The organism is Rhodanobacteraceae bacterium (assembly GCA_024234055.1).
Taxonomy (GTDB): domain Bacteria; phylum Pseudomonadota; class Gammaproteobacteria; order Xanthomonadales; family SZUA-5; genus JADKFD01.
Genome location: JACKOW010000007.1, coordinates 34,264 through 56,657 on the forward strand (window position 1 = coordinate 34,264; position 22,394 = coordinate 56,657).

Consider the following 22,394-nt stretch of genomic DNA (forward strand, 5'->3'; position numbering starts at 1 on the left):
GAAACTCGCGCAGGGGCTGTCACGCTGGTTATGATGAGGCCAGGAGCGGGGTTGGGTTGACTCCGCATCGATACCCCGGGGAGGTCTTATGCGTTACTCGATCCTGCTGCTGGCCGTGATTGCGATGTCGGTTTCCATTCCCGCAGCTGCGCAAAAGTATGGCGGCGGCGGTGGCAGCGTGACCTGCGAGAGCCGCGAGGGCGGCTACCGGGAGTGCTACAGCGGCTTCCGCTCCCCGCCGGTGCTGGTGCGTCAGCTGTCGGACTCCAATTGTGTGGAGGGTCGCAGTTGGGGCCATCGACCGGGCGCGATCTGGGTCAGCCGCGGCTGTCGCGGCATTTTCGAAGAGGGCCGAGGTGGTTTCTCGGGCGGCGGTCGTGGGGGTGACGACATCATCTGTGAAAGCCGCGACAACCGTTACACCGAGTGCGCGACAGCCTTCCGCGGCCCCGTGGAACTGGTTGAGCAGTATTCCTCCAGCCAATGCGTGGAAGGCCGCAGTTGGGGCCGCATCCGTGGTGGCATCTGGGTGGATCGCGGCTGCCGCGGTCGTTTCGTCCAGTACTACGGCGGCGGTGGCGGACGTCCCGGCGGCGGACATTCGGGTGGTGGCTACTGGCAACAGTCGGGCAACTACACGGTTGAATGCGAGAGCAAGGACAACCGCTATCGCAACTGCAGCTGGGACTGGAATTCGGGCACGCCCTATCTGCTGGAACAGTATTCCCTGAGTCCCTGTGTGCGTGGTCGCAGCTGGGGCTACGATCAGCGCCGCAATACGCTGTGGGTGGACGAGGGCTGTCGGGCGCTGTTTGGTTCGCGCTAGAGGAGCGGGGGCAGGGGACGCAGCTTTTCTGCTCAGGTCTAGTTTGAGGCGCGACTCGCTCCTCGATCTGCTTCCCTCAGCGCTGGGCCGTGGTGCTGTCGCGTCCGGCCTGTTCGTCGATGGTGATGCGTCGCGCCAGTACCGCTTCACGATGGGCGATGTAGGCGGTCGAGGTAAAGATCACCAGGGCCCCGATGATGGTCCATTGGTCGACACGCTCGCCGAACAGCCACCAGGCCAGCGCAGCGACGACCGGCAACTGCAGGAAGTTGATCGACTGCAGCGCCGAGACATCGCCGAGCTGGTAGGCGCGGGTCAGCGCCCAATGCCCGGCGGTGCCGAGAAAGCCCGTGAGCACCAACCAGGGCCAGATGCTGGCGCTGGGCCAGATCCAGACTGGCACGGCCGGAATCAGCGACAGTGGCGTCATGATCAGCACCATGTAGACGACGATGGCATTGGCCGGCTCGGTGCGGGACAGAAACTTGATGCTGATGGCGGCGCTGGCAGACAGGGCGGCCGACGCCAGCGCAATCATGGCCGGGAATGAGACCGCGGCGTAGCCCGGGCGCAGGATGATCAAGGCACCCAGAAAGCCGACGATGATGGCGCTCCAGCGGCGAATGCGGACCACTTCACCCAGCACCAGCACGGCGCCGATGGTGACGAACAACGGCGTGGTGTAGCTGAGCGCAATCGCCTGTGCCAGCGGCAGATGCACCAGCGACCAGAAGCCGCAGAGCATGGCCGACAGGCCGATGACACAGCGCAGGACGTACAGCCCCAGGCGCTTGGTACGCAGGATGTGCACGCCGGCGTGCAGCAGCAACGGCAAGGCGAACAGCAGTCCAAACAGATTGCGGAAGAAGGCGATTTCGAAGGCATGCAGTTGCGCCGAGGCTTCGCGGATGGTGATCGCCATGCCGGCAAAGCACAGCGTGCTGAGCACCATCAACAGGGTGGCGCGCGTGCTGTGGGCGGCAGCCGTCACGAAGCGGCTTCCACCGGCTCGATCAGTTGCGGCGAGTTGTTGCGCACATTGCCGACGGCGCGCGACACCGGATAGGCGCGCATGCCGCCATCGGGCCAGGGGCGGATCAGCGCCTTGACCTCGGCTGGATCTCCATGGATCCAGCTCTGGTAGGCATCCTGCTGCAGGATCACCGGCATTCGCTCATGGATCGGTGCCATCAGGGCATTGGCGCTGGTGGTGAGCACGCTGCCGGTTTCCAGCACCGAACCATCGGCTGCGGTCCAGTGCTCCCAGAGCCCGGCGAAACCGAAGCAGGGATCATCCTCGGGCACGATCGCATAGGGTTGCTTGCCCTTTGCGCCGGGCTTCCACTCGTAGAATCCACTGGCCGGAACGATGCAGCGGCGATACTTGAAGGCGCCTCTGAAGGCTGGCTTTTCGGCAACGGTCTCGCCACGTGCATTGATCAGTTTCGCGCCGATCGACACGTCCTTGGCCCAATGCGGTATCAGCCCCCAGCGCAGCCAGGCCCATTCGTTGTCCTCGCCGTGCGCGCGCAGCACCAGCATCGGCTGCGTCGGCGCGATGTTGTGACTGGCGGTATAGACCGGGTACTTGTGCATGCGAAACTGCTGCGCCAGCAGTTCCGGAAGGGTGTCGAGGAAGTATCGTCCGCACATGCTCGCAGTCTATCGAGCTGTGGCGCGCGGGACATGCGCTTTCGCGGGCGGAGCGCCCGATTCCTGCGCGGATGCGGAATCCGTTCAGGCTATGTGGCAGGCGAATCCGCTGCGGCTGGCGCTCTGCGGGTCCAGACTTGTCCGGGCGCTCCTGGTCTGCTGCTGGAAAAGCGTCCAGATAGATCTGGACCTACGCGAGCTCTCCCAGCGATCGTGATTCGTAGGTCACGTTGCCCGCGCAGCGGGCTACGTGACATTGGGTGCATCGGGCTACGAGCCGCCCAGCTCGGTCCAGCGCTGCTTGCGCCAGCTGCGCGCCTGTTCCTCGCTCATGAATGTCCAGGCGAGGAAGCGGCTTTGCTTCTGTCCCTGTGCCATGGGCGTGCTGACGATCTCGCTGGCACCCAACTGGCGCAAACGGTTGCTGAGCGCAGGCAGATGCGCTGATTTCGAGACCAGACTGCTGAACCAGTACACCCGGGTCGCCAGTTCCAGGCTCTCGTCGCTCATCCGCTGAATGAAGCCCAATTCGCCGCCGGGGCACCACAACTCATGTCCTTGACCGCCGAAATTCAGCTTCGGACGCTGGAACACTCGCCCCGATGGGGCCGGGCGATCCTGCAATTGGCGCCACTTGCGAGCACTTTCCTCGGCCACAGCCTTGGCCGATGGATGAAAAGGTGGGTTGCACATCACCAGGTCAAAGCACTCGTCTGCGCCGACCACACCGCGAAACACCCGCTGACGATCGAGTTGTTGGCGCAACTCGATGTGTGCCGAGAGAGCGGGGTTGACCCGGAGTATGGCTGCGGCAGCCCTCAGTGCATCGGCGTCGACATCAGAGGCGACAAAGCTCCAGCCGTACTCACAGTGCCCGAGCAGGGGATAGATGCAACTGGCGCCGGTGCCGATATCGAGTGCACGCACTCCGCTGCCACGGGGAATCTGCCCCCCGTGTCGGTGTGCCAGCAGATCGGCCAGCCCATGCACATAGTCGGCGCGACCGGGAATCGGCGGGCACAGATAGCCGGCCGGAACGGTCCAGTCGACAACCTCGTAAGCACTGCGCATCAGCGCGCTGTTCAGAGCGCGAACGGCGTGCACATCAGCGAAATCGAGGGTGATCTCACCATCGGGGCGAGTGGTCAGAAAAGGCTTGAGCGCGGGGTAGTCGGCCACCAGCCTCGGGAAATCGTAATGCCCCTGGTGGCGATTGCGCCGATGAAAGCGGTTGGAAACGCCGCCCGCGTTCGGGCGACGCCCACCACCCGCCGGCTTGCGGCGGCTCATGCCGAGTGACGGCCCGCAGCGGCGCTGGCCTGATCCCTTGGCAGCTGTCCCGACATCACGAGCAACACCCTGCCGACGATCGCGCACCCTGCGAGCGTCCACACGATCATGGCGCCGCTGGGCAAATCCAGCACCGCCGACATCGCCAGGCCGAGCACATAACCCAGAACGCCGATGCTGTAGGACATCAGCAGTCGACGACGGCCGCCTAGACCCACCGTGGCCAGCGCCGGGACGATCAGGCTGGCAAAGACCAGATAAACCCCCACCAGTTGCACCGAGGCGGTGATCGCCAGCGCGAACACGGCGTAGAAGAGCAGTCCCGAGAGGCTGCCCGTGCGCAACCAGATCACGCCCAGCAAGACCGCCGACAGCAGCACCGCGGGTATGAGCTGGCCATAACTCACCCAAAGGATCTGCCCCACGAGCAGGTCCTTGAGATGCTCGCCGCCATGCGGGTTGTTGGCCAGCAGCAGCAAACCACCGGTGGCCGCCAGCACGAACAGCGTGCCGATCAGCGGTTCCTGGTATTCGGGCCAGCGTTTCTCGGTCCAGGTCAGCAGGCCCGCGCCCGCCAGCGCTGCCAGGGCTGCAGCAGCCTGCACGCCGTAGCCGTGCTCATCAATGCCGAAATACTGCGCCCCTATGACACCCATGGCTGCGACCTGCGCCAGAGCGAGGTCAATGAAGATGATGCCGCGCGCGAGCACCTGCTGGCCCAGGGGCACGTGCGTGGACAGCACCAGCAGACCGGCCAGGAAGGCCGGTCCGAGGATGCCGATATCCAGTCCATCCCAGTTCACTTGATCGCGCCGAGCAGCAGGTCGATGGTGGAATCGTACAGGCCAAACAGATCCTTGGCCTGATCATTGCCGCCCACGGTGAAGGGCAGCACCACAGCTGGTACGCCGGTACGTTCGGACAGCCATTCGCCGGCCTTGGGGTCCTGATAGGCGGCGCTGATGATGGCCAGTGTGGATTGCGATTTGCTCAGCTCCACCAGACTCGCCAGATGGCCACTGGTCGGCGGCACGCCGGGCTTGGGTTCCAGCGCGCCGATCTGTGCCATGCCCAGCCACTGCAGCAGATAGATCCAGCTGGCGTGATTGACCACCACCTTGCGGCCTTTCAGCGGTGCCGCCTGGGCTTCCCAGCGTGAGATCGCCGCCTGCCAGCGCGTCGAGAAATCAGACAGGCGCTCGGCATAGTTGCCGGCGTGAGTGCCATCCAGCTCGGTCAGGCGCGCACTCAGCGCCTTGGCGATGGTCAGCATGCGGTAGGGATCGAGCTGCACATGCGGGTTGCCCTGCGGATGCACATCGCCGTCGGCGCGATCAAGCTGGCTGGGCTTCTCCAGGGTCTCGACCTGTTCCGCAGCCATGAAGGCACCGGCACCCGATGCCACCTTGTTGTTACCCGACTGCCGAATCAGTTGCGGCAGCCAGCCAGCCTCCAGCCCGGCTCCTGAACACACCACCAGATCGGCGCGACGCATCCGGGCGATCAGGCTGGGCTTGGCCTCGATCTGGTGCACATCCTGCAGCGCACTGGTCGCGCTCTCTACCGTGGCCAGATCACCCGCCAGTTCCTGCGTCAGCGAGGCCCATTCGGGCTCGCAGGCAAACACATTCAGTGCCTGTGCCGGAGCACTGGCTCCCAGGCCCAGCAACAACAGCGCGAACCACAGGCTTTTCATGGCGAATCCTTGTCAGAACTTGTGGGCCCCATGGGCGCCCAGACTGGTTTGATATTGCAGATAGACCGCATTGTCGGTGTCGAATGCATTGGGCTCGTCCTGGCTGAACTGCAGCCGGAACAGGCTGAATTCGCTGTTGCGCCAGGTCAGCATCAGGCTGTGCCGCACCGGATCATGATCGCTGGCCAGCGGGCCGGAATCATCGGCCCAAAGCCGATCGTAGCGATAGCCGGTATCCCAGCGCCGATTGATGCGATACACGCCCTCCATGTAGGCGCCGCTGCGCCGCCCGTGCCAGAGGTCCAGCGTCCCGGATTCCGGGTCGGCAAGGCTGCCATCGCGATCATCGCGGAAATATTCCGCGCGCAAGGTCAGTCCGCCATCCTTGAAGTTGCCCCGTGGCGCCCATTTCCAGGTGGCATCGGCAATGTAGAGCTTGCTGTCGCCGCTGAAGCCATCCTCGCTCTCCACGCTGCGGGCATCCAGCATGGAAATGCCCGCCAGCCAGGACTGTTCAGTGCCGATGTCGCCGCCCAGATGGGCAAAGGCGGTGCGCACGCCCACGCCCTGCCTGGCGGCGCCGCCAGCCGGGTAGTTGTCGCCACGCATCAGCTCGGCTCCCACTTCCAGATAGAGATCAGTAGGCGCCACCCAGCGCAGCTGCACACCATCATCGCCGTATTGGTTGGCGAGGAAAGCCTGATAGGCCAACGGGCGGTCGACGAAACCGTCGGTATGTCGGTGATGGCTGTTGAGATAGCCGATATTGGAGTAGAAGCGTCCGGCACGCAGGGTGAAGCCATTGGGCAGCGCGGTGGTGTCGATGAAAGCTTCTTCGATGCCGACTTCGGTGTCGCCATCTTCGCTGCCAAAGGCCAGCGTCAGTTGGCCGTAGAACTTGTCATCGATATTGGACGACATCGATATCTCGCTCTCGCCCAGCTTCAGGCCCTGCTCGCTGGGCCGGCCTTCGCCAACCAGCGGAAAGCCGCTGCGTTGGTAGCCTTCCGGATCCAGCGAGTGATGGCTGTAAACGCCGTTCAGAATCAGGCTGATGGCCGGATTGAAGGCGTTGCTGCTGGAACTTGCCAGTGCTGCAGGCGCGGGCTGCGGCGCGGGTTCTGGCTGGCGTTGTGAGAATCTCAGCTGCTGCAACTCGGCCATCGCCGCGGCTGCATCCGCCTGCGCCTGCGCTGCCTGGGCGCGCAGCTGTTCGGCATTGGTCTCCAGCGCCTGGATACGCGCCGCCAGTTCCTGGATGCGCGGGTCGTCCGCAGCGCTGGCGGAGTTCAGTTTGAGCGTACACAACAGTGTCAGCGACAGCAGGGAAAGTCGATTCATGTCGGGATCTTGGTTTTCCGGGGTTGGCGCGCTGATGCATTTCGCAGGCCCGCGTAGCCCGGGCACAGGAGAACGCATCGGCGATCTCGATTGATGTGTTATAACATAACATTCTGCATTGACCAGAGGTCGCTGCTCCAAACTCGGCAAGCAATTGTGATGGCACAGGTGGTGCTGCGCCGAGCGTGCCGAGGAGCTGCCCCTGGCGCTGCGAACTGCGGCGGTGAACGTGCAAGGCGGGTTCCCTTGGCACGGCGGGCGCCGTACTCTCACGTGCAGACCGCAACACGCCGTCACGTCGGCAAACAATGCATGCAAGCCCGGGCTAGAATCGGCGGCTCAGATCGCCAGATTCCGGAGCCCGCATGAGCACGCCCGCCCACCAGCAACTGCCCGCCAGTGCGAGCGCCAGCGAACAGGGACCGCTGCGCTTCGTCACTGCAGCCAGCCTGTTCGATGGCCATGACGCCGCGATCAACATCATGCGCCGGCTGATTCAGAGTCAGGGCGCCGAAGTGATCCATCTCGGACACAATCGCTCGGTCGAAGACGTGGTCCGCGCCGCGCTGCAGGAAGACGCCGATGGCATCGCCCTGTCCAGTTACCAGGGCGGCCACATGGAGTACTTCAAGTACATGGTCGACATGCTGCGCGAGCGCGGTGCCGGCCACATCCGTGTCTTTGGCGGCGGCGGCGGCACCATCACGCCCGAGGAAATTGCCGAACTCCATGCCTACGGCGTCGAGCGTGTCTATCACCCCAACGACGGCATGCAGATGGGGCTGGTGGCGATGATTGAGGATCTGGTGCGACGTACGCGCAAGGGGCGGGAGCAGCGGGGCGCGGGGCAGGGGGCACGGGGCACGGGAGAGGCAGAAGCGGCGCATCGCGAGATCGGGATCGGCCATGTGCTGTCGACCATCGAGAGCAATGGCTACAGCGAGACCGAACTGGCGAGTTTGCGCAAGCAGTGGCAGCTGGCTGGCGGCCGCGTGCCCGTCATCGGCCTCACCGGCACCGGCGGGGCCGGTAAGTCCAGTGTCACCGATGAGTTGCTGAATCGATTCCTGGCCTCGTTCCCGGAGATGCAGATCGCGGTGATCTCGGTCGATCCTACCCGCCGTCGCAGTGGCGGTGCGCTGCTGGGCGACCGCATCCGCATGAACACGCTGCGTAGCCCGCGGGTGTACATGCGCTCGATGGCCACCCGTCGTCAGAACGTGGCCACCAATGTGGTGCTCAAGGACTGCATCGCTTATCTGCGCAGTGAGGGTTTCGATCTGGTCATGGTCGAGACCGCGGGCATCGGCCAGAGCGATTCGGAAATCGTCGACATGGTCGATTTCCCGGTCTACGTGATGACCAGCGACTTCGGTGCACCCAGCCAGCTGGAAAAGATCGACATGCTCGATTTCGCCGAACTCGTAGTGCTGAACAAGTTCGACAAGCGCGGTGCCGAGGACGCACTGCGCGATGTGCGCAAGCAGTGGAAGCGCAATCGCACGGCTTTCCAGATGAAGGACGAAGACGTGCCGGTCTACCCGACCATCGCCAGTCAGTTCAATGATCCCGGTGTGTCGTGGATGTTTGTGAATCTGTGCCGCTTGTTGAAGGCGAAGATGGGGCACGGGGCAGGGGGCACGGGGCAGGGGGAAGAGCGCCCTCGCTCCATCGGCAGCGTACGCTGCGACTTCGAGCCGCGCATCGATACCTCGCTGAAAGAACCGCGGGCGACGGTGCTGATTCCTGGTGCGCAGGTGCGTTATCTGGCGGAGATTGCCGAGCAGGGCAGGGGCGTCAATCGCGGTATCGACGCTCAGGCCGAGGCGGCGGCGCGCGCCGAGAGTTTCTATCGGGTGTTGGGCGACATGGGCGATGCCCTGCGTCCGGAACCGCTGCATCTGTATCCCAACGACGCGTTGATGGCACCGGCCAGCCAACGCTCCGACACCGAGACGGTACGCAGCGATCGCAGCAGCTATCTGCTGGACGACCGGGCCCGCGACGCGGCTGCCGACGAGCACGCCATCCGCGTGCTGCGGCAGCGCTACAACGATGCCGTGCGCGCGCTCAGCAGCGATGCCATTCAGCTCTTGCAGGAATGGCCGGATCGACTCAAGTCCATCGTCGATCCGGTGACCGAATACCAGGTGCGCGACAAGGTCATCCGCGTCGAGAATTACCGCGATTCGCTGTCGCACCAGAAAATCCCGAAGATCGCCGCGCCCACCTTCAAGGACTGGTCCAGCCTGCTGCGTTTCTTGATGAAGGAAAACCTGCCGGGCGCCTATCCCTATACCGGCGGCGTGTTTCCCTATCGCCGTGTGGGTGAAGATCCCACCCGAATGTTCGCCGGCGAAGGCACGCCCGAGCGCACCAATCGGCGTTTCCATTACCTGTCGGTGGGCCAGCCGGCAGCGCGGCTGTCGACCGCTTTCGATTCAGTCACGCTGTACGGCGAAGACCCGGCGATCCGTCCCGACATCTACGGCAAGATCGGCAATTCCGGCGTGTCCATAGCCACCGTCGACGACATGAAGAAGCTCTATTCGGGCTTTGATCTGTGCGATCCGACGACCTCGGTGTCGATGACCATCAACGGCCCGGCGCCGATCATCCTGGCGATGTTCATGAACACCGCCATCGATCAGCAGGTGGAGAAATACCTGCGCGAAGACGGCCAGCGCTGGGAAGCGGCACGCGAACGTATCGCTGCGCTGTACCAGGATCGCCCGCGCCCGCAATACGCCGGCATGTTGCCCGAGGGCAATGATGGCCTGGGGCTGGGCCTGCTTGGCGTCACCGGTGATCAGGTGGTCGATGCCGAAACCTACGCCAGGATCAAGGCGCGCACGCTGAAGAGCGTGCGCGGTACGGTGCAGGCCGACATCCTGAAAGAGGATCAGGCCCAGAATACCTGCATCTTCAGCACCGAATTCGCGCTGAAGATGATGGGTGACATCCAGCAGTTCTTTGTCGACAACGCCGTGCGCAACTTCTACTCGGTGTCGATCTCCGGCTATCACATTGCCGAAGCTGGCGCCAACCCGATCAGCCAGTTGGCTTTCACACTGAGCAATGGATTCACCATCGTCGAGTACTACCTGGCGCGCGGCATGAAGGTCGACGATTTCGCGCCGAACCTGAGCTTCTTCTTCAGCAACGGCATGGACCCGGAATACACCGTGATTGGCCGCGTGGCCCGCCGTATCTGGGCTCGCGCGATGCGCGAGCGCTACGGCGCCAGCCCGCGCAGCCAGATGCTGAAGTACCACATCCAGACCTCCGGCCGTTCACTGCACGCCCAGGAGATCCAGTTCAACGACATCCGCACCACGCTGCAGGCCCTGTACGCGCTGTTCGACAACTGCAACAGCCTGCACACCAACGCCTACGACGAAGCCATCACCACGCCCACCGAAGAGTCCGTGCGCCGCGCGGTGGCCATCCAGCTGATCATCAACCGCGAGCTCGGCCTGAACTTCACCGAGAACCCCTGGCAGGGCAGTTTTGCCGTCGACTACCTCACCGATCTGGTCGAAGAAGCCGTGTACAAGGAATTCGAAGCCATCAGCGAGCGCGGCGGCGTGCTCGGTGCCATGGACACCATGTACCAGCGCGGCAAGATCCAGGAAGAATCGATGTACTACGAGCACAAGAAGCACGACGGCAGCCTGCCGCTGATCGGCGTCAACACCTATCTGCCCAAGGACCACGCCGGCGAAGTCGCCACCACCATCGAACTGATCCGCAGCACCGAAGCCGAGAAAGGCCAGCAGATCGCCAACGTCAAGGCCTTCCAGGAAGCCCGCAACGAGGTCGCGCTGCCCAATCCCGCCGAAGGCGGCAAACCCATGAAACGCCTCCAGGCGATCGCCCGCGCCCGCGAGAACCTGTTCGCAGCGCTGATGGAGGCGGTCAAGACCCACTCACTGGGGCAAATCAGCCATGCCCTGTATGACGTGGGCGGGGAGTATCGGCGGAATATGTAAGCGGGGATGAGCGCACCTCACCGCATCCTGCGCGGGCTTCTTGCAGGAGCGGGCTCTGCCCGCGAGAGTTGTTGTTTCGGCGCGACCGCGCTCGTTTCGGGCTGAACCTGTTCTGGGAGACGTTTGCGTGCTTCGACCTTGGATATTTCTTGCTCTCTTGACCCTGGGATCCAGGAGTTTCGGTTTTGGCTGGAATCCGGACCTTGATGCGAGGGAGCATTTCCCCGACGACGTCGGCTTTGTTGCGGTGCAACTGGTTTCGAACGTCGAAATCGACTGGCTCAACTTCCGTGGCTGGACGCGCCTGGGAGTGGAGCGGATCGATGGCAAATCCAAGAGCTACACCTTGCCCGTGAGGCACGAAGGGCTGAGCAGCGGACAGATATTTGTTGGCGCCTTGCCGGCTGGCGAATACCGCATGACCGAATTCTGGGGACGCGTCATGCAGGTGGGCGAAGAGAGCGAATACAAGGTCTCTGTGCCCGAGAGCCTGGGCAAGTTTCGGGTCGAGGCGGGCCGGTTCAGCGACGCGGGGGCCTTGGTTTTCCACTTTCTGCCTGACAGTGAGCGCAAGCGGGTCTGGCTCCAGTGGCAGACCACCGGTGTCATGGTTCGAGTGCCGGCGCTTCCCCCGCTGCACCCTTGGTTCGGTGCCGCATTCCCGCGACTGGCAGAAGTCCCCGCGGCGGAACACGCATTGGAGCCGATCCCCGAGTCTGGCTTTGACGCCACCGGAATCGCGGCGACGAAGCTCGAGCTACCACCGGCCTTGCGCGACGCGGCAATCACTGGCCGACCGCGCCGGCTAGCCGATGGTCAGCTGGCACTTCCGGGGCAGCTGGGGCAGCTCTGGCTGCGCAAGGGAGATGCTCACTGGACGTCCATCGATACGCCCTACAGCACCGAGATCAATGACGTGCTGGCGATTGACGGGAGTCTGCTGATCGTTGGCGATCGCGGCCTCTTGGCTCGCCGGTCTGCCGACGGCGCAGAGTGGGTGGACGAGAAGCGCATGCCGGCCAATTACGTGCTGCACTGGATCGAGCGACTGGAAGATGGCCAGATCTATGTCCTTGCCAGTTCTCAGACGCGTGCGATGTTGCTGCGCGTATCCGTGACTGATCTCAGCTGGCAGGAACTCGCGAGTTTCGGTCGGGAGGAGGGTTTTGAACCGGCGGATCTCAGGCCGGATGGAATCTTCGTCAGTCTCAATGAATATCGACAGTTGACCACCAGTCCGCTGCCCACCCGTCTCAACGTGCTCGGAAGCGATCACGGCGGCATTCGTCTCGCCATCGGGGCCAAACGCTGGCGCTTCAGATTCGAGGGCGGTCAGGTCGAAGCCATGGACAGCGGTCAACCTTTGATAACCGCATTCCAGCAGCCGAATGGTTATCTATTCGGTCTCAGCGGAAAACAGGAGGATGCCGTGTATTCCCTGGATGGCGGGAGCAGTTGGCTCAAAGTGCAACGACCTCAGCGCACCCATATCGGCGGACAGCTCTCCGAGATCTGCCCACCCTACGTGGTCGACAAGAATCGCGTGATGCTGGTTGGCCCCAAACTGACCCGCGACAGCCGCAAGCGTATCAAGGCGAGTTCGCAGCCCTATCTGCTCGAATCGACCAAACCCAAGGATCGGTTCAGCTGGAAGGCACTGAGGGTAATGCCAGCCACTTGCTACGAGCTGCTGAGCGGCATCTCCACCGATCAAGCCTTGTTCCTGCGCTGCCGAAACCAGGCCATCTTGCGCAGCGCGGATCAAGGCGAGCATTGGCACATTGACAGGCATCCCTCCGCGGGCGATCAGCCGATCGTCAATCAGAAGACGCTATGACGAGTGGCGGCCCGACCGGTCGGGCGAGACTGCCATTCCGTCAACGTCGAGTGGCGACTGTTCCTCTTCAGCGCTGGTCCGAGGGGCGTGACGCCGGCGCATCTTGTGGACTCCCTGCTCGAAAGCCGGCGCCTTGGGCTCTTGTAGCCCGAACTGCGCGTAGCGCTGTCCGGGCGATGACGCGAGGTGGCGGCAGAACGCCTGGGTGTCCGGGCATCTGCCGAGTCGTGGTTTCTGGGATCGTCCGGGTTTCTGCCACTACTTACCCGCGCCGACTCAGTTGCCGCAGCGCTCCTGCGGCGTGGACACGATGGCATCCACCTCGGTCTGCGGCAGCAACTGCGCGGAATAAGGCAGCCCTGTGGCGAGCACGATCTGTCCCGCGAAGGCGCGCAAGTGATTGCGCGAGCCGCACAGCAGGTTGCCGTAGACCCGATCAATGTCGGCGTGCTCTGAACGATCGATCGCGGCAACGATGTCGCGCATGTCGGCTTCCTCGATAAACCCGCCGACCTTCAGCGCCGTCAGTGCGCTGTTGTCGCCGAGCGCCAGCAGGTTGTCGTGCAACGCCTGTAGGCTGGAATCGGCGAACTGGCCGATTGGAGAACCAGCGACCGGGTCGGACACGCGGTAGCGCTGCAGCACCTGCAACATCGCGTCCATGTGCCGCTGCTCGGAAGCGGCGATGTTGGCGAATGGCGGGATCGCATAGCGCTCCTCACTGTGCAGGTAGATGTCGCGCGCGAGCTTCTCCTCCTGACGCATGAACACCAGGTCAGCCTGTTCCATACTGGTCAACGACGGGACCCATTGACCTCCGCCACCACCGCGGCCGGCCTCCACCGGGTGGGCAATCATGCTGAGCGTGCCAGACAACGCCAGCGCCAGAATCCATTGCCTGTTCATGATGGTCTCCTTGAATGGGGTTGAGTTCAGTGTCCAGGCAAGCTGTTGCCACCCGATTTCTGACCGGTAACAGCATGTTTCAGCTTGTTTCAGGTCAGCGTCTCGGTTCTCCTTCCGCTTACCATTCCGCCATGAGCGAAGAACTGGGCCAACGCATTCTGGTGGTTGACGACGACGCGGCGCTACGGGAACTGGTGGTGGGCTACCTCGGCAACCACGGGTACCGGGTCGATGGGGTCGGTGATGGGCGCGCGATGCGCGAATCGATGGCCCTGCATACCCCAGACCTGGTGGTGCTCGACTTGATGCTGCCGGGTGAGGATGGGCTGTCGCTGCTGCGCAGCCTGCGCGCCGGTGGCGGCCCGCCGGTGATCATGGTCTCGGCTCGCGGCGACGAAGTCGACCGCGTAGTCGGACTGGAGGTCGGCGCTGACGATTATCTCGCCAAGCCCTTCGGCCCGCGCGAACTGCTGGCGCGGGTGCGCGCGGTGCTGCGTCGCGGCGCACCGGCGGCCGCACCGGAGTCCAGTCGCTTCGGACCGTTCCGGCTGGATCGTGCCGCCCATGTGCTGCTGCGCGACGAGGTCGAAGTGCCGCTGACGACCGGCGAGTACAACCTGCTGCGGATCCTGGTCGACCACCCCAATCAGGTTCTCACGCGCGACCATCTGGTCTCGCTTTTGCGCGGCTTCGAACGCACGCCTTTCGACCGCAGCATCGACGTGCGCGTGACCCGGCTGCGACGCAAGATCGAGGAATCCCCGGAATCACCGGTGTACCTGCGCACGGCATGGGGCGAGGGCTACCTGTTCGCGCCGCGCGGAGACACGCGCCCATGAGGCGCCAGAGCCTGTTCGCGAATGTGTTGTGGACGGTTTTCGCTGGCATGTCGCTGGCGCTGGCATGCGCCGCCTGGCTGGCCTATGCGCTCGCATTGCGCCCCTTGGCTGAACGCAGCGCCGATGACCTTGCTGCGCTGCTGCTGCTTTCGGGCGAACGCTACGCCGAGCTTCCTGCGGCAGAGCGCGCCGGATGGGCGACCGAATTGCGTCAGCAGAACCAGCTGGGGATCGCCGAAGTGACCCGCCCGCTCGATGATGGGGTGCGTCATCATCCTTTTCTGAACTTGCTGCGCGAGGCCCTGCGCCTGCGCGTCGGCGCTGCACGCGTGCATGTCAGTGAGACTCTGCCGCAGCGCTTCCAGGTCGAGATTCTATTCGACCGGCAGTGGCTGCGTTTCGACTTCGGCAAGACACGCTTGCCGCAGCGTCCAGGTCGGGCCGTGCTGCTGGCGATGTGCGCGATCTTGCTGCTCAGCCTGGCGACGGCCGCCCTGCTGGCGCGGCGGCTCAGTCGACCCGTGCGCGCCCTTGCCGTGGGCGCCCGCGAGATTGGCCGGGGCGGCGCGCCCGCATCCTCGCTGCCCAGTCGTATCGAAGAGTTGCATGCCCTGGACCAGGCGATACACACCATGGCGCAGCAGATCGCAGCGCAGCGCGAGCAGGAGCTGACCCTCATGGCAGGCATCTCGCACGATCTGCGCAGTCCGCTCGCAAGGTTGTCGATGGCGCTCGGCGTGCAGCCCGGCATTGACGAAGCGGCGCGCCGGCGCATGGAGTCCGACATCGCCGGGATGAACCGTCTGATTGGCGCACAGATGGAGCTGACCCGCGCGCGCCAGGCCGAACCGACTCAACCGCTCGACTTGTGCGCGCTACTACAGGACGTCGCCGACGGCGCCGAGGCACAGCTCCCTGGCAGTGTGCGACTGCGACTGCACGCGAACGCCTGCGCTGCAACCCTGCCGCCATTGGCGCTGGAGCGGACGGTGGCAAACCTCGTTGCCAATGCACAGCTGCACGGCGGCGGCAAGCTGGATCTCGTCTGCCGTCGCTTGCGTGGTGTCCTCTGCATCGGCGTGCGCGACCGCGGCCCCGGCGTTCGAGCCGACCAGCGCGAGGCTATCTTCCGCCCCTTTCACCGCAGCGACCCAGCGCGCCAGCACTCCAGCGGCGGCAGTGGCCTGGGTCTTGCCATCGCCCGGCAGCTTGCATGCACTCATGGGTGGACCCTGGGCCTACGCCCCCGCCGCGGCGGCGGCAGCAGCTTTTGGCTATTGCTACCGCCGAAAGTCGCTCAGGGAATCTCTGAACCAGCGTCGTGAGTCGCGTTGCGAATAGGGCTCAGGTAGCGCCGAACAGATCCAGCGAGCGGTAGTACTCGTCGCCGTACTGCAGGAAGTTGCGCGCTTCGCGTTGCAAGTCAGGCAATGCCGATGGAGTGGCCGTGGGCCCGGTGCTGATCTGCAGCACGTTTTCGGCATACGAGGCCAGTGTATCGGGATTGCTGTGCCCGTTCTGCTGGGCCGCGAGGAAGAGTTGGTCGTGATAGGCGATGGCGACAGCTGCGGAATGTGCGGGCGATACAAAACCGGACAGGCGTTCGCCGGCATGCAGGCGTTTGAGCAAGGCCTTGTTCAGGGCATGCACGCGGCCTCGGGTTTCGACTTTCGGGGCCGTTGCCGGGCCGAGGTAACCGAGGCACAGCATCAGGTTAAGCGTTTCGCGGATGCTGGCCGGACTGGCGTTGGCCAGGGCAGGCAGTGCCCTCAGGGCAGCGATGGTTTGCGGGCCGCCGGCGAGTGCTGCCAGTAGCGCGTCGACCACATCATCCTCCAGGTGCAGGGCCGTGATCGGCGTGCGCACATGACGCGCACAGCTGGCGGGAGGGCGTTGCAGGGCGAGCAGGGTGGCGTCGTATTCCTGCTCGATCTCGGCGGCATTGAGTGTACGCGGGCTGCGCAGGTACACATCGCGGCGCAAGGGCGTTTGCATGGCGAAATCACGCAGCAGTTCGCGCATCCCTGAGTCTTCGGTGGCATCGATCACGGCGCGCAACTCGGGCGGTAACGACCATTGTGGAAAGTTGGAAAACAGCTTGGCAGAGGCGGCAAATTGCAGGTCGGCGCGGCCCATGTCGGCGGCGACATCGGTGCAGTAGAAGGGTGTCCAGCCGCGGGGGGCAAATTCGTGCAGCAGATAGGCGTCGCTGGCGTTCGCGATCTCGCGCAGCGCGGTGCGCGCGCCGGGGTTGTTGGCAAAGAAGGCGGCGTCGGCGGCGTCCAGTTGCCTCAGCAGATCGCGTGCCGCGTGGAAGCCTTGCAGTGCGCTGCCGCGGCTTTGCCTTTGCGCGGCTTCGCTCATCAGGCGTTGCAGCGGCGCCTTGTGGGCCCAGCCAGGCATGCAGTTGTAGGACAGGTAGACCACGCCACCGGGTTTGAGCAAACGCGCGATCAGCGCAACGATGTGGGCGCGATTGTCCGCATTGACCCAAGAGTAGACGCCGTGCAGGACAATGAAGTCCATGGGCGGCAGATCGCGCCCGCGCAGTTGGGAAAAGCTGTCCTGCACGAGTTGCAAGTTGCTGAGTCCGGCCTGATCGGCAAGCGCTTGCGCGGCGGCCACATGCGCGGGCATGAAGTCATTGCCAAAGAATCGGCCCTGCGGGTGTGCGGCGGCCAGCATGTTGAGACCGAGGCCCTGACCGAAACCGAGTTCGAGATAGGTGAAATCACGGTCAGTGTTGGGCGCGGCCAGCCCGGCCTGCAGCAGTGCCAGACGCAGATGCGCGGGCGCCATTTCGGGGAAATGGTTCACGCTGTACGGCACCTCGGTGACGTAGCCGTCAGTCCAATCATCCATGCTGATGGTGGTGTGATAGGCGTGGGGCGGCGATGGTGCCGATTTATCCACCGCCGAACAACCGGCAGGGCCTTTTCGGGGGCCGTGCAAGTCCGTGTTCGAGAGAGTGCTGGGGCACCCAGCCCGAGTAGCTTGCCGTGAACGTCGTTCTCGCGAGTATCGTCGTTCCCTCCGGCACCTTTCCCATGATCAGGATGGTCTCGGAACTGTCCGGCTACGGGTCAGCGGTCCGAGCCATCGTCTTCGGCGTGGTCGGAGGCCGCCCTTGCCAGCCAGTAGTCCCGATGCGCCGCGCTCATCGGTATTCTCTCAAGCAGAGATGCCAGCGACAGCCCGGTCCACGAAGCCGGGTTCGCTGTCGAAGTCAGGTCCGTGCAATGGCGCAGCAGTGCCGCGAACAAGCCCGCGGCGAGCAGCACAGCCTCTGGATCCAGGTACGCCGGCAGTATTCGGACCTCGAAGGTGTGCAGGGACTCGCGGCCATAGGCGATGTTCTTCAGATTGAAATCGCAGTACTTGCTCAGCCCCAGGGTGCGCAGGCGGGCCTGCGCCTCGGGCCAGGGCAGGCTGCGGAAATCGATCGCATTGACGCATGACAGCAGGGCACCGGGCCAAGTGCCGACACGCCGGAAGTGCGCGGGTGTCTTGCACAATCGACGCAATGCAGGTCCATGAGTCGACAACAGCAGCACCAGGTTTGCGATCGCCTCGGCGTTGCAGAGTGGCGCCGCGTCGAAATGCAGATGGGTGGCGCCTTCGCGGGGCACCGTGAACCCCAGACGCCTTGCAAGTTCCAGCAGCCGTGTCAGTGCGCGCGCCTGTCCTGCGCGCATCGGCGGCGTGATGAGCTCGCATCCACGCTCGCGCTCGCCAGGCAGCGGCGCCGCCAGCGCCAGCGGTGCCCCGGCGGGATCGATGAGGCGATAGACCCCATCGGGAACGGGCAGCAGTTCGGCCGCAAACACGGGCAGCACGGTTGCCAGCGCTTCTGGCAATTGCGCGGCGGGATCGACATGCCGACCGATCAGACGCAGCAGCCTGGGATCATCGCTGAGGATCCGCCACCAGCCGGGCTTGGGGGCGGCGTGCCGATGCAAATCGTGTTGCAGCGTCAAATCATCGACGCAGCGAACGACCAGATTGCCCGCGGCATCGTAGACCTCAAAGCCTTGGGTGAGGTTCTCAAAGACCCCTTGAGCCCCGACCAGGCTGGGCTCTGTATCCTGGTGCCAGATGCTGCGAACGCGGCCTGCGCAGGCGTCCGCAAGCGCCCGCGCATAGTCGGCCCGGCTGCTGCCCGGCGGCGCGATCAGCTCGATCTCGACGCCGATTTGCCAATCGATATCAGCGCTCACGATGGCGGTGGCGCAAGAGCCTTGACTCAGCGTCCGGGCGGGCCGTCGTCGTAATAGACGCCCGGGGGCGCATATCGCGCATCCCCAATTTTCACCTTGGCCAGCAGCGTTTCCCCGCGCGACGCTTTTTTGGTCAGTCCCGCTTTCGCCTCGTCCACGCTGATTTTCCAGTACTTGGCCAGGACTTCGGCGTCGTCATAGGTGAACTCGGTGTCGGCGAAGCTGCACTGCAACCCGTTGCTGCGGGCCTGATTGGCTTCCTGCATCAGGATATCGTCGTCGCCCCAGCCGAGCTTGCGACCGATCCTGCCCTTCGCGTCCTCGGTGGCTTCACCCCAGTACTGCCCCAGGACGACGGCGTCGCAATAGGTGTACACACTCCCCAGGAATCGATCGAAGTCCTCGTCCGCAAGCGCCGCTGGGATAGTGGCTGCCTGAAACAATGCGACTCCGACCGTTGCTGTCAGCTTCTTCATGCGACGGACCCCCGCGATGGTGCGCAAAGACCAGCATAACCCTGAACAAGGGCGCCAACCAAGCAGCCCGCATGCGGGCAGGGACAGCGCAGCCCAACTTCGTTGACGCCGCAGAGTCCCCGCCGTTGGGGTTCGCTGCGCTCACCGCCAACCTATTCTTGACCAGAGTCGGGAATGCGCGTGAATCGGGCGCGGGCGCCGGGGTAGTCGACGTCGACCACAAACCAGCGCAGCAGCGAACCGCCGAGGGCGCCCTCTACTTTTCGGTCCATGAAACTGGACATGTACTCGTGAAAATTGGAGTCCGCGCGGCGGGTGAACCACACCGGGCCGACCGTATGTCCGGCGATGCTGACTGCTGGCACCTCGATCATCGCTGCCCCCGCGGCCGCGCCGCTGCGCACATCGGCATTCTCGACCACCTGCCAATCGGGATGCTTCTGGCGCCAGTCATCGAACACGCTGGCGACGATGAAACTGGTGCCGCATTCGCCAGCTCCCTTCATGCCGATGGCTTGCGCCGCCTCGGCGGAGGCCGAGATGGTGGCGCCGGTGTCGAACAAGAAGGGCAGCTCAACGCCGTCGACCGTCGCCACGATGCTGGGGAAGCTGGCCTTGCGCCGACCGGATTCGTCCGTGGGGAAGCCAAGTGGAACGACGTGCGGGTCCCGGGCATCGATCGGCGTTGCCTCTACCCAGAGCTGGCCGCTCGCGTAGTCGAAGGTCCAGCGGCGACCGGCGAACCAATCCTGCCCGAGCATGCCGTCGCCGAAACCTGCGGGCGGATCGCCGGGCATCACGTAGAGCCTGCCCCGGGCGGGCCCGCTGCGCGGATCGCTGTCCGCATCCAGTGCCGGAATTCCCTTCCCGGCGGCAAAGTCGGGCAGTGCGGCGAAGCGCATCGGCTTGTCGTTCTCGGTCAAGGTCACCACATCCAGATCCAGACGCTGGACGGCCGCTTCCGACAGCCACAGGCCACCACCGGTATCGGTGTACAGCCGCAGCTTTGCGCCATCGGCGGTCTTGGGCTCGACGAAGAAACGGTCGCAGCGAAATTCGACCGGCAGCGACACCGGCTTTGCGAGAGCTGCGCTCGCGTAGCCACCCACCATCCCCAGGCCAAGGCTGGCCAACACAGACGCGAGAGCAAATCGTCCGCTCATCCCTGAGACTCCTTCATGCTGGAAGTCGCAAGTCTCGGATTGGTCATCCGAATCAGGCGAGTGCCGGTAGTCCTACGCGGAAGGGCAGCGATGCTCAAGCTCGGCAGCGGGCGAAAGCAGACGCTCGTCTGATGGATCAACCCGAGACCTGCCCGTATTTCAAAAGGCTGACCCCTGAAATCCAGATTCGACGGATGATTGGCTCAGCCGGCGTTTCGCTCAGCGCGTGCGCAGTTTCTGGCTGAGTTCGTCAAGGCGCTGGCGCATGACATCGTCGACTTCCTGCGGTTGGATGCGCTTGATGATGCTGCTCAACACCCGAACCTCGTCCGGATCAAAGACACCGTCGCGCTCGGCGATGGCTACGAGCTTGCCCAGTTCCTCGGCGTCCAGCTTGCCATCGTTGGCAAAGCACTGAATGGATTCGAAGGCGATCTGGATATGGTCGCGTCTGGTGCTCATGATGGCTTCCCGTGCTTCTTGACGAATTGTTGCGTGAAGCATTGTCGCAATACGCGCCATTGGCAAGTCCGCTCGAATCTGATTCATGGTTCCCCGACCATCGCCAGCGCCACTGCCTGTGCCACTTCGATGCCATCGATGGCGGCGGAATAGATGCCGCCGGCGTAGCTGGCGCCTTCACCGGCCGGGTAGAGGCCGCGGGTGTTGATGCTCTGGAAGTCGGCGCCGCGCTTGATGCGGATGGGCGAGGAGGTGCGGGTTTCGACGCCGGTCAGCAGCGCATCGGCCATGGCGAAACCCTTGATCTGCCGGTCCATGGCCGGGATCGCCTCGCGCAGGGCTTCGATGGCGTAATCGGGCAGGGCGCTGTCGATTTCGCCCAAACGCACTCCGGGGGTGTACGAAGGCAGCACGCTGCCGAATTCGGTGGACGGGCGTCGGGCCAGGAAGTCGCCGACGCGTTGACCCGGCGCCGAATAGTCGCCGCCACCCAGTTCGAAGGCCCTGCGCTCCCACTGGCGCTGGAATTCGATGCCGGCCAGCGGACCGCCGGGATAGTCCTCAGGACTGATGGCGACCACCAGTCCGGCATTGGCGTTGCGCTCATTACGCGAGTACTGGCTCATGCCGTTGGTGACCACCTGGCCGACTTCGGAGGTGGCGGCGACCACGGTGCCACCGGGGCACATGCAGAAGCTGTAGACCGCGCGACCATTGCTGCAGTGATGAACCAACTTGTAATCCGCCGCACCGAGCAGCGGGTGACCGGCCTGTGGGCCGAATCGAGCCTGGTCGATCAGCGATTGTGGATGCTCGATGCGCACGCCGATCGAGAACGGTTTGGCTTCGATGTAGACCCCGCGCGCGTGCAGCATCTGGAAGGTGTCTCGGGCGCTGTGACCGACCGCCAGGATCACGTGTTCGGCAGCCAGTTCCTCACCCGAGGCAAGTCGCACGCCGCGCAGTTGCCCCGCTTCGATCAATACATCTTCAACCCGCTGTCCGAAACGGATCTCGCCCCCCAGGGCTTCAATGCCGGCGCGCATCTTTTCGATCATGCTGACCAGTCGGAAGGTGCCGATATGCGGCTTGCTGACGTAGAGGATCTCCTCGGGCGCGCCGGCCAGCACGAACTCTTCCAGTACCTTGCGCCCGTAGTGCTGCGGGTCCTTGATCTGACTGTAGAGCTTGCCGTCGGAGAAGGTGCCGGCGCCGCCCTCGCCGAACTGCACATTGGATTCGGGGTCGAGCTTGTGTGCGCGCCACAAGCCGAAGGTGTCCTTGGTGCGCTCGCGCACCGCCTTGCCACGCTCGAGCACGATCGGCCGGAATCCCATCTGCGCCAGGATCAGTGCCGCGAACAGACCGCAGGGCCCGAAGCCGATGATCACCGGGCGTTGTTTCAGCGTGTCCGGTGCCCTGGTAACGAAGCGATAGCGCATGTCCGGGCTCGGGACGACGTGTTTCGGCGCCCGCGCAAGCACCGATGATTCGTCGCGCAGTTCGACGTCTACGGTGTAGATCAGCAGGATCGCGCCGCGCTTGCGGGCATCGTAGCTGCGCTTGTAGACCGAAAATCCCAGCAGATCGGCGTCGGCGATCGCCAATCGCTCCAGTATGGCCGCCCTGAGTGCCGCCTCTGAATGATCCAGAGGCAGCTTGAGTTCTGTCAGTCGCAACATGATCTGGCCGGAAT

General features: G+C 64.1%; 18 protein-coding genes. 5 read left to right on the top strand and 13 right to left on the bottom strand.

Translation table 11 applies throughout. From position 1 onward, the window contains the following. Positions 1-88: 88 nt before the first annotated feature. Complete coding sequence (locus H7A19_12975) at positions 89-826, top strand: DUF3011 domain-containing protein (GenBank protein ID MCP5475740.1); 738 nt, start codon at positions 89-91, stop codon at positions 824-826. Between the two features lie 76 nt (positions 827-902). On the opposite strand, the gene H7A19_12980 is transcribed toward H7A19_12975, so the two are convergent. From H7A19_12980 to H7A19_13005, 6 genes are all read right to left on the bottom strand, one after another. Further along, positions 903-1,778 (bottom strand): DMT family transporter, encoded by an 876-nt coding sequence (locus H7A19_12980; protein MCP5475741.1) that lies wholly within the window; start codon positions 1,776-1,778, stop codon positions 903-905. A gap of 35 nt (positions 1,779-1,813) precedes the next feature. Beyond that, positions 1,814-2,479, bottom strand: a complete 666-nt coding sequence (locus H7A19_12985; protein MCP5475742.1) for an SOS response-associated peptidase — start codon at positions 2,477-2,479, stop codon at positions 1,814-1,816. Positions 2,480-2,749: 270 nt separating this feature from the next. After that, the gene (rlmF, locus tag H7A19_12990; protein ID MCP5475743.1) at positions 2,750-3,769 is read right to left on the bottom strand and encodes a 23S rRNA (adenine(1618)-N(6))-methyltransferase RlmF; all 1,020 of its coding nucleotides are present in this window, start codon (positions 3,767-3,769) and stop codon (positions 2,750-2,752) included. Beyond that, complete coding sequence (locus H7A19_12995; GenBank protein MCP5475744.1) at positions 3,766-4,572, bottom strand: metal ABC transporter permease; 807 nt, start codon at positions 4,570-4,572, stop codon at positions 3,766-3,768. Before H7A19_12995 ends, rlmF begins: the two co-directional genes overlap by 4 nt. Then, positions 4,569-5,465, bottom strand: coding sequence for a zinc ABC transporter substrate-binding protein (locus H7A19_13000; protein ID MCP5475745.1), 897 nt, complete (start codon positions 5,463-5,465; stop codon positions 4,569-4,571). Before H7A19_13000 ends, H7A19_12995 begins: the two co-directional genes overlap by 4 nt. A gap of 12 nt (positions 5,466-5,477) precedes the next feature. Continuing rightward, complete coding sequence (locus tag H7A19_13005; GenBank protein MCP5475746.1) at positions 5,478-6,806, bottom strand: hypothetical protein; 1,329 nt, start codon at positions 6,804-6,806, stop codon at positions 5,478-5,480. A 365-nt stretch (positions 6,807-7,171) separates the two neighbouring features. On the opposite strand from H7A19_13005, the gene H7A19_13010 reads away from it, so the two are divergent. Then, positions 7,172-10,798: a methylmalonyl-CoA mutase family protein gene (locus tag H7A19_13010; GenBank protein MCP5475747.1), complete on the top strand. Its 3,627-nt coding sequence runs from the start codon at positions 7,172-7,174 to the stop codon at positions 10,796-10,798. A gap of 157 nt (positions 10,799-10,955) precedes the next feature. Then, positions 10,956-12,635: a hypothetical protein gene (locus H7A19_13015; GenBank protein ID MCP5475748.1), complete on the top strand. Its 1,680-nt coding sequence runs from the start codon at positions 10,956-10,958 to the stop codon at positions 12,633-12,635. Between the two features lie 276 nt (positions 12,636-12,911). On the opposite strand, the gene H7A19_13020 is transcribed toward H7A19_13015, so the two are convergent. Next, the gene (locus H7A19_13020; GenBank protein MCP5475749.1) at positions 12,912-13,541 is read right to left on the bottom strand and encodes a DUF2202 domain-containing protein; all 630 of its coding nucleotides are present in this window, start codon (positions 13,539-13,541) and stop codon (positions 12,912-12,914) included. Positions 13,542-13,615: 74 nt separating this feature from the next. On the opposite strand from H7A19_13020, the gene H7A19_13025 reads away from it, so the two are divergent. Both H7A19_13025 and H7A19_13030 read left to right on the top strand, forming a co-directional pair. After that, positions 13,616-14,380: a response regulator gene (locus tag H7A19_13025; GenBank protein ID MCP5475750.1), complete on the top strand. Its 765-nt coding sequence runs from the start codon at positions 13,616-13,618 to the stop codon at positions 14,378-14,380. Continuing rightward, a complete protein-coding gene (locus H7A19_13030) occupies positions 14,377-15,705 on the top strand; it encodes a hypothetical protein (protein ID MCP5475751.1) in 1,329 nt (442 codons plus the stop codon). Before H7A19_13025 ends, H7A19_13030 begins: the two co-directional genes overlap by 4 nt. Before the next feature lie 19 nt (positions 15,706-15,724). On the opposite strand, the gene H7A19_13035 is transcribed toward H7A19_13030, so the two are convergent. The 6 genes from H7A19_13035 to H7A19_13060 form a co-directional block, all read right to left on the bottom strand. Further along, entirely contained in the window at positions 15,725-17,242 is a 1,518-nt protein-coding gene (locus H7A19_13035) for a methyltransferase regulatory domain-containing protein (protein MCP5475752.1), read from the bottom strand. Positions 17,243-17,463: 221 nt separating this feature from the next. Next, the gene (locus tag H7A19_13040) at positions 17,464-18,597 is read right to left on the bottom strand and encodes an amidoligase family protein (protein MCP5475753.1); all 1,134 of its coding nucleotides are present in this window, start codon (positions 18,595-18,597) and stop codon (positions 17,464-17,466) included. 26 nt (positions 18,598-18,623) lie between these two features. Next, positions 18,624-19,073 (bottom strand): hypothetical protein, encoded by a 450-nt coding sequence (locus H7A19_13045; GenBank protein ID MCP5475754.1) that lies wholly within the window; start codon positions 19,071-19,073, stop codon positions 18,624-18,626. A gap of 152 nt (positions 19,074-19,225) precedes the next feature. Continuing rightward, positions 19,226-20,236: a hypothetical protein gene (locus H7A19_13050; GenBank protein ID MCP5475755.1), complete on the bottom strand. Its 1,011-nt coding sequence runs from the start codon at positions 20,234-20,236 to the stop codon at positions 19,226-19,228. A gap of 219 nt (positions 20,237-20,455) precedes the next feature. Continuing rightward, positions 20,456-20,698: a hypothetical protein gene (locus H7A19_13055; GenBank protein MCP5475756.1), complete on the bottom strand. Its 243-nt coding sequence runs from the start codon at positions 20,696-20,698 to the stop codon at positions 20,456-20,458. A gap of 83 nt (positions 20,699-20,781) precedes the next feature. Continuing rightward, positions 20,782-22,380, bottom strand: a complete 1,599-nt coding sequence (locus H7A19_13060; GenBank protein MCP5475757.1) for an NAD(P)/FAD-dependent oxidoreductase — start codon at positions 22,378-22,380, stop codon at positions 20,782-20,784. Positions 22,381-22,394 lie beyond the last annotated feature (14 nt).